At 73.3% G+C, this 11347-nt stretch carries 10 protein-coding genes and 1 rRNA gene; all 11 read right to left on the reverse strand.

What is annotated here, in order from left to right; translation table 11 throughout:
* Positions 1 to 1170 (reverse strand): 16S ribosomal RNA (locus VKV23_04315); the annotation flags it as partial.
* A gap of 504 nt (positions 1171 to 1674) precedes the next feature.
* Positions 1675 to 2301 (reverse strand): DNA-3-methyladenine glycosylase, encoded by a 627-nt coding sequence (locus VKV23_04320; GenBank protein ID HLI15261.1) that lies wholly within the window; start codon positions 2299 to 2301, stop codon positions 1675 to 1677.
* Positions 2285 to 3667: an argininosuccinate lyase gene (gene argH, locus VKV23_04325; protein HLI15262.1), complete on the reverse strand. Its 1383-nt coding sequence runs from the start codon at positions 3665 to 3667 to the stop codon at positions 2285 to 2287. The genes VKV23_04320 and argH overlap by 17 nt, the downstream gene beginning before the upstream one ends.
* Complete coding sequence (locus VKV23_04330) at positions 3664 to 4863, reverse strand: argininosuccinate synthase (protein HLI15263.1); 1200 nt, start codon at positions 4861 to 4863, stop codon at positions 3664 to 3666. The genes argH and VKV23_04330 overlap by 4 nt, the downstream gene beginning before the upstream one ends.
* A gap of 34 nt (positions 4864 to 4897) precedes the next feature.
* Positions 4898 to 5371 carry an arginine repressor gene (gene argR / locus VKV23_04335; GenBank protein ID HLI15264.1) on the reverse strand — a complete coding sequence of 158 codons (474 nt, stop codon included), beginning with the start codon at positions 5369 to 5371 and terminating at the stop codon, positions 4898 to 4900.
* Positions 5368 to 6291: an ornithine carbamoyltransferase gene (argF, locus tag VKV23_04340; GenBank protein ID HLI15265.1), complete on the reverse strand. Its 924-nt coding sequence runs from the start codon at positions 6289 to 6291 to the stop codon at positions 5368 to 5370. The genes argR and argF overlap by 4 nt, the downstream gene beginning before the upstream one ends.
* Positions 6288 to 7460, reverse strand: a complete 1173-nt coding sequence (locus VKV23_04345) for an acetylornithine/succinylornithine family transaminase (GenBank protein HLI15266.1) — start codon at positions 7458 to 7460, stop codon at positions 6288 to 6290. The genes argF and VKV23_04345 overlap by 4 nt, the downstream gene beginning before the upstream one ends.
* An 8-nt stretch (positions 7461 to 7468) precedes the next feature.
* Positions 7469 to 8341, reverse strand: coding sequence for an acetylglutamate kinase (gene argB, locus VKV23_04350; protein HLI15267.1), 873 nt, complete (start codon positions 8339 to 8341; stop codon positions 7469 to 7471).
* Positions 8338 to 9501 carry a bifunctional glutamate N-acetyltransferase/amino-acid acetyltransferase ArgJ gene (argJ, locus tag VKV23_04355; GenBank protein HLI15268.1) on the reverse strand — a complete coding sequence of 388 codons (1164 nt, stop codon included), beginning with the start codon at positions 9499 to 9501 and terminating at the stop codon, positions 8338 to 8340. Before argJ ends, argB begins: the two co-directional genes overlap by 4 nt.
* Positions 9498 to 10511 (reverse strand): N-acetyl-gamma-glutamyl-phosphate reductase, encoded by a 1014-nt coding sequence (gene argC / locus VKV23_04360; GenBank protein ID HLI15269.1) that lies wholly within the window; start codon positions 10509 to 10511, stop codon positions 9498 to 9500. The genes argJ and argC overlap by 4 nt, the downstream gene beginning before the upstream one ends.
* A gap of 55 nt (positions 10512 to 10566) precedes the next feature.
* The gene (gene trpA, locus VKV23_04365) at positions 10567 to 11346 is read right to left on the reverse strand and encodes a tryptophan synthase subunit alpha (GenBank protein ID HLI15270.1); all 780 of its coding nucleotides are present in this window, start codon (positions 11344 to 11346) and stop codon (positions 10567 to 10569) included.
* Between the last annotated feature and the right edge of the window lies 1 nt (position 11347).

Raw genomic sequence — 11347 nt, forward strand, 5'->3', positions numbered from 1 at the left:
TCATCCCCACCTTCCTCCGAGTTGACCCCGGCAGTCTCCTACGAGTCCCCGGCATTACCCGCTGGCAACATAGGACAAGGGTTGCGCTCGTTGCGGGACTTAACCCAACATCTCACGACACGAGCTGACGACAGCCATGCACCACCTGTGTGGGACCCGAAGGTCAGCGTGTCTCCACGCCTTAACCCACATGTCAAGCCCAGGTAAGGTTCTTCGCGTTGCATCGAATTAAGCCACATGCTCCTCCGCTTGTGCGGGCCCCCGTCAATTCCTTTGAGTTTTAGCCTTGCGGCCGTACTCCCCAGGCGGGGCACTTAATGCGTTAGCTGCGGCACGGAATCCGTCGATAGGACCCCACACCTAGTGCCCAACGTTTACGGCGTGGACTACCAGGGTATCTAATCCTGTTCGCTCCCCACGCTTTCGCTCCTCAGCGTCAGTACCGGCCCAGACCACCGCCTTCGCTACTGGTGTTCCTCCTGATATCTGCGCATTTCACCGCTACACCAGGAATTCCATGGTCCCCTACCGGACTCTAGTCATGGCAGTATCGAGTGGCGTCTCCAGGTTGAGCCTGGAGGTTTCACACCCGACTTACCAAACCGCCTACGAGCTCTTTACGCCCAATAAATCCGGACAACGCTCGCCCCCTACGTATCACCGCGGCTGCTGGCACGTAGTTGGCCGGGGCTTCTTCTGTGGGTACCGTCAGATTCGTTCCCACTGAAAGGGGTTTACAACCCGAAGGCCTTCATCCCCCACGCGGCGTTGCTGCGTCAGGCTTTCGCCCATTGCGCAAGATTCCCTACTGCTGCCTCCCGTAGGAGTCTGGGCCGTGTCTCAGTCCCAGTGTGGCTGATCGTCCTCTCAGACCAGCTACCCGTCGTCGCCTTGGTGAGCCGTTACCCCACCAACAAGCTGATAGGCCGCGAGCCCCTCCCGGAGCGGAAACCCATTTCCTCACGGGCCCATGCGGGCCCGTGGGGGCATCCGGTATTAGCACCGGTTTCCCGATGTTATCCCGGTCTCCGGGGCAGGTTGCTCACGTGTTACGCACCCGTTCGCCACTAGGTCTTCCCCGGTGTTGCCACCGGATGGACCCCGTTCGACTTGCATGTATTAGGCACGCCGCCAGCGTTCGTCCTGAGCCAGGATCAAACTCTCCATCGAGACCAAGCCACGACGAGGTCGCGGCGTGATCCAGAGAGCCGGCTCGGGCGATGCCCGTGCCGACTGGCAGGACGGACGTTGTCCGTCCACTGCAATGACGTGGCGACCGCGACGCCGTCTCGACGCGCGGCCTCCCGCACTAGCTTTTGGCTGTTCCTCTTCCGTTCTCAAGGAGCGACGACGGGGCACGCTTCCTCTCGGAAGGAGGTGCCACGCGCTCTGGGGACGGCTCCGCCTCTCCCGAGGCGAAGGGTCCCGCTGCGCCGCCGCCAGGCGGTCACCCGCCCCCGGCGCGTCCGGAGCGGCGGGGCCGCCCCGAGCGGAGACCTACCTTAGCACCTGGCCGCGCTCTGTCAATCCGTCGACCCGGCTCCCGCAGGCGACGCCGGGGCCGAAAGCGTCCGAAGGCGGGCCCCCGCGGGGGCCTCCCGTCGGCCTGCAGCCTCGCTCCGAGCCCTCGATCGCTCCCGCCGTCTCCCTCGTGGGTCGAGCGAGGTGCTCCTCTCAGGCGGGCGCCGGTCGCGACACGCACGGCTCCCCTCGCAGCGCGAACCGCCACGGCAGCGCCGCCGACTCGCCGGCGCGCCGGGACAGCCCGACGCGCGGGCCCACGGCGATCGCCTCGGGCGGTGGCGTACCGTCGTCGAGGAGCGCGACCGGGCCGTCCGACGCGACGAGGTCTGCCCCGTCGAGGCGCCGGTCGATGCCGAGCGCCTGGCACAGCTTGGCCGGGCCCGAGCACAGGTCGTGCGCGGCGCGGGTGCTCCCGCGCCGTCGCCGCATCTCCTCGAGGCCGGCGAGCGGGGCGAGCGCCCGCAGGAGCACCGCCATCGCCTCCCCCTCCTCGCCGCAGACGACGTTCGCGCAGAAGTGCATGCCGTAGGTGAAGTACACGTAGAGGTGCCCGGGCGGACCGAACATCGTGGCGTTGCGCGCCGTGCGTCCTCCGAAGGCGTGGCTCGCACGGTCCGCCTCGCCCCGGTACGCCTCCACCTCCACGATGCGGCCGGCGACCGCACCGTGCGCGAGGACCTTGTTCAGCAGCTGCGGCGCCACCTCGAGCGAGTCTCGCCGGTAGAAGGAGCGATCGAGGCGCTCGCCGAGGCGGGGGTGCTCAGCGACCCCCGACACGGGACCGCTCGGCGGCGCACTGCTGCTTGAAGCGCTCGAGCTGCTCGGCCACCGCCGCGGCACCTGACCCGCCCGGGCTCGAGCGCCGCTCGATCGCGGCGCCCGGCTCGAGCAGCCTCGCTGCCGCCGGTCCGAGCACCTCGCTCGCCGCGACGAGGTCCTCGAAGGGCACGCCCTCGTCGAACGAGCGCCGGACCAGCTCGCCGACCACCCCGTGCGCCTCCCGAAAGGGCATGCCGGAGGAGACGAGCCACTCGGCGAGGTCCACGGCGGCGAGCGTCGGGTCGTCGGCAGCCCGTGCCATCGCCGCGGTGTCGAAGCGCAGCGTCGCGACGAGGCCGCGCAGGGCCGGCAGCGCCAGGCTCACCTGGTCGAGCGCGTCGAAGAGCGGCTCCTTGTCCTCCTGCAGGTCCCGGTTGTAGGCGAGCGGGAGCCCCTTCAGCGTCGCGAGGAAGCCTGCGAGGTGGCCGATGAGCCGCCCCGCCTTGCCGCGAGCGAGCTCGGCGATGTCGGGGTTCTTCTTCTGCGGCAGCATCGAGCTCCCCGTCGCCCACGCGTCGTCCAGGCGGAAGAAGCCGAACTCCTCGCTCGCGAAGATGACGACCTCTTCGCCGAGGCGCGAGAGGTGCACGCCGAGGAGCGCGCAGGCGAAGAGCGTCTCGGCCACGAAGTCGCGGTCGGAGACCGCGTCCATGGAGTTCTCGAAGCGCCGCGCGAAGCCGAGCTCGTTCGCCGTCGCGTCCGGATCGAGCGGCAGCGACGAGCCGCCGAGGGCGCCGGCGCCGAGCGGCGAGACGTCGAGGCGGCCGCGCACCTCGGCGAGACGCGCCACGTCGCGCAGCAGCGCCCAGCCGTGGGCGAGCAGGAGGTGGGCGACGAGGACGGGCTGGGCTCGCTGGAGGTGCGTGTAGCCGGGACAGTAGGCCGCGCCGGCTTCCTCGGCGCGCTGCGCGAGCGTCTCTGCCAGGTCGAGCACGAGCGCCTCCACCTCGCCGACACGCCGGCGCGTGTACAGGCGCAGCGCGGTCGCCACCTGGTCGTTGCGGCTCCTGCCGGTGTGCAGCTTCGCGCCGAGGGGCCCCGCGAGCTGCGTGACGCGCCGCTCGATGGCGGTGTGGACGTCCTCGTCGGCGTCGTCGAAGACGAACGAGCCCCCCTCGATCTCCGCGCGCACCGTCTCGAGCGCGGCGACGAGCGCGGCGACCTCTGCCTCCTCGAGGATGCCGGCGCGGCCGAGCCCGTGCACGTGCGCGATCGAGGCAGCCACGTCGTCAGCGGCGAGGCGCCGGTCGAACGGCAGGCTCGCGCTGAAGGCCATCATCGCCGGCGCGGGCGGCACCCCGGTCCGCTTGGCCCACAGCGTCACTCGCCGTCGGCCCCCTGGTGGCTGGCCCAGGTCTGGATGCCGAGGCCGAAGATCCGCACGAACCCCTCGGCGTCTTCGTGGCGGAACGCGTCCGCTGCGTCGTAGGTCGCGAGGCGGTAGTCGTAGAGCCCGACGTCGCTGCGTCGGCCGGTCACCGCCAGTGCGCCGCCCGGTGCGAACCGCAGTCGCACCTCGCCGGTCACGTGGCGCTGGGTCTCGGCGACGAACGCGGAGAGCGCCCGGCGCAGCGGCGAGAACCACAGACCGTCGTAGACGAGCTCGGCGAAGCGTGGCTCGAGGCGCGCCTTCTCGTGGGCGACGTCGCGCTCGAGCGTGAGCGCCTCGAGGTCGAGGTGCGCCATCGTCAGCGCGAGCGCGGCGGGACACTCGTAGACCTCGCGGCTCTTGATGCCGACGCGCCGGTTCTCGACCATGTCGAGGCGGCCGAACCCTCTCGAGCCCGCGACACGCTCGAGCTCGCGCACGAGGGCAACGAGATCGAGGGGGCGCCCGTCGAGGGAGGTGGGGACGCCGTGCTCGAAGCCGACCACCACCTCGACCGGCTCTCGGGCCGTCTCGCGCGTGATGGCGTACACGTCCTCGGGCGGCGCCGCCCAGGGGTCCTCGATCGCGCCGCACTCGATCGCCCGGCCCCACAGGTTCTCGTCGATCGAGTAGAGCCGCTCCCTCGACGCCGCCACCGGAAGGCCGTGGCGTGCCGCGTACTCGATCTCGTCCTCACGGGTCATGCCCCAGGTCCGCACCGGCGCGAGGATCTCGAGGTCGGGCGCGAGGGCCCGTGTCCCGACCTCGAAGCGCACCTGGTCGTTGCCCTTGCCCGTGCACCCGTGCGCGACCGCGCCCGCCCCGTGGCGTCGCGCCTCGGCGACGAGGTGGCGCACGATGAGCGGCCGGCTGAGCGCCGAGACGAGCGGGTAGCGCCCCTCGTAGAGCGCATTCGCCTGGAGCGAGGGCAGGACGAAGTCCTCAGCCAGCTCCGCGCGGGCGTCGACGACGACGGCCTCGACGGCACCCGCGGCCAGGGCGCGCTCCCGGATCGCCTCGAGGTCGGCGCCCGACTGGCCCACGTCGAGGGTGACCGCGACCACCTCGTAGCCGTGCTGCGCCCCGAGCCAGTGCACCGCCACGGAGGTATCGAGACCCCCGGAGTACGCGAGGACCACCCGCTTCGTCACCGTCAACCCTTCCTGCCGAACGGAACCACCCGGCTCAGCGCCCTGCGAGCGCCGCGAGGCGCGCCGCGAGGCGCGCGCCGCCGACCTCCTCGGCGGCCACGACGAGCACGGTATCGTCGCCCGCGACGGTGCCGACGACGCCGTCGAGGCGCGCGCGGTCGAGTGCCGACGCGACGACGTGCGCCGAGCCCGGCGGCGTGCGCACCACGACGAGGTTGGCGGACGGCGCGACCTCCACGACCCACTCGCCGAGGACGCGCCGGACGTGATCGAGCGGCGCCACCTGGTCCTTCGGCAGCTGCGCGAGGGCGTAGACCTGCCGGCCGGCCCCGGGGAGGCGCACCTTCAGCGCGCCGAGCTCCTCGAGGTCGCGCGACACCGTCGCCTGCGTCGCCACCACCCCGTTCGCCGCGAGCAGCTCGACGAGCTGCGGCTGGCTCGTCACCTCGTGCTCGGCCAGCAGCCGAGCAATGAGGTGCTGGCGGCGGGCCTTCGGGCTCCGGGTCACGTCGGCGCCCCCCGGCCGCGTCCGGCGAGGAAGGCGAGGAGGCCTCGCATCGCGTGCATGCGGTTCTCCGCCTGGAGCCAGATCCGACTGGCCGGTCCGTCGAGGACCGACGCGCTCACCTCCTCGCCGCGATGCGCCGGCAGGCAGTGCAGCACGATCGCCCCGGGCGCCGCCTCGGCGAGGACCGCCTCGTCGATGGCGTAGCCGGCGAAGGCCTCCCGCTTGGCGCCGGCGGCCGCCTCCTCGCCCATCGACACCCACACGTCGGTGTAGAGGACGTCCGCGCCACGCGCCGCCTCGGCGGCCGACGCGCAGCGAGTCACCGACCCGCCGAGACGCGCCGCCCACTCGAACGCCGAGGCGGGCAGCTCGAAGCCGGGCGGCGAGGCGATGCGGAAGGCCACCCCCGTCAGCACGCAGCCGGCGAGCAGGGAGCGAGCGACGTTGTTGCCGTCACCGACGAACGCGAGCGTCCGCCCGACGAGCGAGCCGAAGCACTGGCGGATGGTGAGCAGGTCGGCGAGGACCTGCGTGGGGTGCTCGAGGTCGGAGAGCAGGTTGACGACCGGGACCGGTGCTCCGCGTCCGTCGAGCGCGGCAGCCATCCGCTCGAGCGTGGCGTGCGACGCGACCCGGGCGCAGACGAGCCCGTGGTAGCAGCCGAGGGTGCGGGCCACGTCCTCCACCGACTCGCGGCGGTCGAAGCCCACCTCGTCTGCCCGGATGGTGACCGGGTGGCCGCCGAGCTGGGCGACGGCCAGCTCCGAGGCGTTGCGCGTCCGCGCCGAGGGGTGCTCGAAGACGAGCGCCACCCCGGTCCCCTCGAGCAGGCGCGGGAGCCTCGCCTCGGCGAGGTCGAGGACCTCGGCCACCTCGGCGCCCGAGAGGTCCGCGAGGCGCAGGACGTGGCGCGCCCTCACGGCCGTGACGCCTGCGGCGCGCCGACCCGCTCGAGCGCGGTGGCGAGGATGTCGAGCGCGAGGTCGCACTCGTCGGGGGAGACGATGAGCGGCGGCGCGAGGCGGATCACGCCAGGCACCGGGCAGTTGACGAGGAGACCGAGCTCGAGCGCGGCTGCCACCGCCGCCCTGGCGTCCAGCCCCTCCGCGAGGACCGCTCCGAGGAGGAGGCCCGCGCCGCGCACGGCGCGCACCCCTGCGATGCGCGCGAGCCCGGCGGCGAGGCGCTCGCCGGCCGCCGCTGCCAGCCGGGGGGCGTCGAGGGCGACCATCGTCTCCAAGGTGGCGCGCGCTGCCGCCATCGCGAGCGGTTGACCGCCGAAGGTCGAGCCGTGGTCGCCGGGCCGGAACGCCTGCGCGACCTCGGCGCGCGCCCAGCACGCGCCGACCGGGACGCCGTTGCCGAGCGCCTTGGCGATCGTGACGATGTCGGGGAGGATGCCGGCTTCCTGGAAGGCGAACCAGCGGCCGGTCCGGCCGAGGCCGGTCTGGATCTCGTCGATCGCGAGCAGCAGGCCGCGCTCGTCGCACAGCGCTCGCACCTCGGCGAGGAAGCCAGGAGGTGCTGGCAGCACGCCCCCCTCGCCCTGGATCACCTCGAGGAGGACCGCAGCGACTCGCGTCGGGTCCGCCGCGCGCGCCAGCGCGTCGATGTCCCCGAGCGCCACGTGGGTGAAGCCGGGCGGCAGCGGTGCGAACGGCTCGTGCTTGGCCGGCTGGCCCGTCGCATGCAAGGTGGCGAGCGTGCGGCCGTGGAACGACCCGTAGGCCGAGACGACGCCGTGGCGTCCCGGGCCCCCGAAGCGGCGCGCCAGCTTGATCGCGCACTCGTTCGCCTCCGCACCGGAGTTCGCGAAGAAGACCTTCCCCCCGGCGGGCGAGCCGTCGCCGATCAGGCGGTCGATGAGGGCAGCGACCTCCTCGGCGAGGGCGTTGCCGTAGAGGTTCGACACGTGCAGCAGCGTCCGCGCCTGCGTGCACAGCGCCTCGGCCACCGCGGGGTGCGCGTGCCCGAGCGAGGTGACGGCGATCCCCGAGATGAAGTCGAGGTAGTCCCGCCCCTGCTCGTCGACGAGGTGCGCACCCGAGCCCGAGACGAAGCGCACCGGCGCGGGTGCGTACGTGGGCATCAGGCCGCTCATCCCGCCACCACCATCGTCCCGATCCCCTCCTCGGTGAACAGCTCGAGCAGCGCCGCGTGCGGGACCCGACCGTCGAGGACGTGGGCGCTGCCCACGCCGGCGCGAACCGCCCGGGTGCAGGCGCGCACCTTGGGGATCATCCCGCCCGCGACCGCGCCGGTCTCGACGAGCTCGTCGAGCGCGTCGGCGCTCAGCCTCGAGATGCGGCTGGACGGGTCTCGTACGTCGGCGAGCACGCCCGGGACGTCCGAGAGGAACAGGACCTTCTCGGCTCCGAGCGCCTCGGCGACGGCGCCCGCGACGACGTCGGCGTTGATGTTGTAGGCCTGACCGGACCGGCTCGACCCGATCGTCGCGATGACCGGGACGAGGCCGCCGGCGACGAGGCGGTCGAGGATCGTCCGGTCCACCGCGGCCACGTCGCCGACGAAGCCGAGCGCCGGGTCGCGCTCGGACGCGGTGATGAGCCCGGCGTCCTCCCCCGACAGCCCGACGGCGAGCGGCCCGTGGCGGTTGAGGGCGTTGACGATGTCGCGGTTCACCTTGCCGACGAGCACCATCCTCGCGATCTCGAGCGTCTCGGCGTCCGTGACGCGCTGGCCGTCACGGAAGGTTGGCTGCTTGCCGAGCCGCTCCATCAGTGCGCCGATCTGCGGGCCGCCGCCGTGCACGACCACCGGGCGCATCCCGAGGGAAGCCATGAGCACGACGTCCTGCGCGAACAGCTCGAGGGCGCTCGCGCCGCCCTCGGAGTCGCCGAGCGCGCTCCCGCCGTGCTTCACGACCACGACCTTGTCCCGGAAGCGCCGGATGTAGGGGATGGCCTCGATGAGGACCGCGGTCACGAGCTCGGGGGCGAGCGCGCTCACGACGTCCTCATGTTCTCGTCGATGTAGCCGTGCCCGAGGTCGGTCGTGAGCACCGCGGCGGCCCCGGAGCCGAGCGCGAGGTCGCAGGTGATCTCGACCCGCTCGCCGCGGAGGTGGGCCGCGACCGCCTCGGCGTCGTGCGCCACGCCGATCCCGCCGCGACAGACGACCGTGCCGCCGTAGGCGACGCTGACGTGGTCGAGGTGGAAGGTGGCACCCGACGCGCCGAGCTCGCTCACGATGCGCCCCCAGTACGGGTCGGCACCGTAGAGCGAGGTCTTCACGAGCAAGCTGGAGGCGACCGCGCGCGCGGCCTGACGGGCTTCCGCGTCGCTCAGCGCCCCGACGACGCGCACCGTCGCGACGCGCGTCGTCCCCTCCGCGTCCTCGGCGAGCTGCGAGGCGAGGTCGGCGCAGGCGGCCTCGAGCGCCTCGGCGAGCTCGCCGAAGGCGGCCCGTCCGGCCTGGCCGGAGGCGAGCGCCACGACCGTGTCGTTCGTCGAGGTGCACCCGTCGACGATGAGCTCGTTGAAGGTGCGCGCCACGGCCTCGCGCAGCGCGCCCGCGAGCGCGTCGGGCTCCGCGACCGCGTCGGTCGTGAGCACGGCGAGCATCGTGGCCATGCGCGGCGCGATCATGCCGGCGCCCTTCGCCATGCCGCCGACCCGGAAGCGCGAGTGCTCGACGAGGGTCTGCTTGGGGTGCGTGTCCGTGGTCATGATGGCCTCCGCAGCGGCGCGGCCGTCCGCTGGCGTAGCCCCGAGGCGGTCGACGAGCCCCGGCACCGCCGCCTCGACGCGCTCGACCGGCAGCTGCCGCCCGATGAGCCCGGTCGAGCACACGAGGACTGCCTCGGGCGCGACGCCGAGCGCCTCGGCGACGGCCACGCAGCTCGCCTCGGCGGCGCGCTGCCCGCTCGCCCCGGTCGCCGCGTTCGCGCACCCGCTGTTGATGAGGACCGCCGCAGCCCTCCCGCCGGTCGCGAGCAGGTGCGCTCGGCTCACGACGACAGGCGCCGCCGCCGCACGATTCGTCGTGAAGGTCGCCGCAGCGGGAACGGCTGCCTCGGCGGCGACGAGGGCGAGGTCCTTCGCGCCACCCTCCTTGATCCCGCACGCGACACCTGCGGCCCGGAACCCCTGCGGCGCGACGACGCTCACGGCGCCATCCCGAGCGCGCTGAGCCCGAGGGTCTCGTCGAGGCCGCAGGCGAGGTTCGCCGCCTGGATCGCCTGCCCGGCACCACCTTTCACCAGGTTGTCGAGGGCTGCGAGGACGAGCACGCGGCCCGTGCGGCGGTCGTAGCGCGCGCTGAGCAGGCAGGTGTTCGCGCCGTAGGCGTCGCGCGTGGCGGGCGGGCGCTCGGCGACCTGGACGAAGGGCTCGCCGGCGTAGGAACGCTCGAGCAGCGCGAGCACCTCGTCCGTCGAGGTCGGCGCGCTCGCCGTCGCGTAGCAGGTGGCGAGGATCCCACGCGTCATCGGCGCGAGGTGCGGCGTGAAGAGCAGCTCGGCCCCGAGCACCTGCTCCATCTCGGGCGTGTGCCGATGGTTGACGAGGCCGTAGGCGCAGAAGCTCTCGTTCGCCGCGGCGTGGTGCGTGGCCGCCGTCAGCGACCGTCCGGCCCCGGAGGTGCCGCTCGCCGCGTCGACGACGATGCCGGCCCGATCGATCGCTCCGGCGCTGAGCAGGGGTGCGAGTGCGAGGCAGGCCGCGGTCGGGTAGCAGCCCGGTGCAGCGACGAGGTCGGCACCTCGCAGCGCCGGCCGGAACAGCTCGGGCAGCCCGTAGACGGCGCGCCCGAGCAGGTCGGGTGCGCCGTGGGTGAACCCGTACCAGCGCTCGTAGGCGGACGCGTCGCGCAGCCGGAAGTCGGCGCCGAGGTCGACGACGCAGCGAACCTCGCCGAGGAGCGGCGGGACGATCGCGTGCGAGCGGCCCGCCGGGACCGCGACGAAGACGACGTCGAGGCCGACGAGGGCGGCGGGGTCGAGGGCCTCGAGGACGCGCCCGGCGTAGGCGGGCGCGAGCCCGGGGTGGAGCTCACCGAGGGGCGCTCCCGCCGAGCTGTCCGCCTGCACGGCCTCGACCTCGAAGGCGGGGTGGCCCGCCAGCAGGCGCAGCAGCTCGCCGCCGAGGTAGCCCGACGCTCCGACGACGCCAGCCTTCATGGAATGATCATACGCGTTTCAGCATCGATATGCGCCCGGGGGTCGATCGGCCGCCTCAGGCGTCCAGCGCGGCACGCAGCTCGGCGACGAACGCCGCTGCGCCCGAGGGGCCGGCCCCCTCGAGGAGGCGTCGCACGAGCGCGGAGCCGACGACGGCGCCGTCGGCCACCTCGCTGATCTCGCGCGCCTGGCCCGGCGTCGAGATGCCGACGCCGACGAGGACGGGCAGGTCCGTGCGCGCCTTGCAGCGCAGCGCCAGCTGCGCCGCCGAGCGCGCCAGCGCCTCGCGCTCGCCGGTGACGCCGAGGAGGCCGACGGCGTAGACGAAGCCGCGCGAGCGCGCGCAGATGCGTGCCAGGCGCTCGTCCGGCGTCGTCGGCGCCGCGAGCAGGACCGTGGCAACACCGGCCTCGTCCGCGACGGCAGCCCACTCGTCGATCTCGTCGACCGGCAGGTCGGGGAGGATGGCGCCGGCGACGCCCGCCTCGGCGAGGGCCTCGGCGCAGCGCCGGTAGCCCATGCGCGCCACGACGTTGGCGTAGGTCATGACGACGAGCGGCACCTCGAGCCCGGCACCGGCCAGCTCGGCGAGGATGGCGCGGGGCGTCGCCCCCGCGGCGAGGGCGAGCTCCGAGGCCCGCTGGATGACCGGGCCGTCCATCACCGGGTCCGAGAACGGGATCCCCACCTCGACGGCGTCCGCCCCGGCCGACGCGACGGCCCGCACGACCTCCAGCCAGTCCCGCCCGAGCCCGCCCGTGACGTACGGCACGAGGAGGCGCCGCCCCGCTCGCCGCCTGGCCCGCAGCGCCCCCTCGAGGCGCCCGGTGGCCACC

This window comes from Acidimicrobiales bacterium, from assembly GCA_035294085.1.
Lineage (GTDB): Bacteria > Actinomycetota > Acidimicrobiia > Acidimicrobiales > Bog-793 > DATGLP01.

What these genes read in the sequence shown, in the direction of transcription:
- argC (HLI15269.1), bottom strand. Translation starts at nt 10,511, where the DNA reads ATGAAGGCTGGCGTCGTCGGAGCGTCGGGCTACCTCGGCGGCGAGCTG.
- VKV23_04345 (HLI15266.1), bottom strand. Translation starts at nt 7,460, where the DNA reads ATGCCCACGTACGCACCCGCGCCGGTGCGCTTCGTCTCGGGCTCGGGT.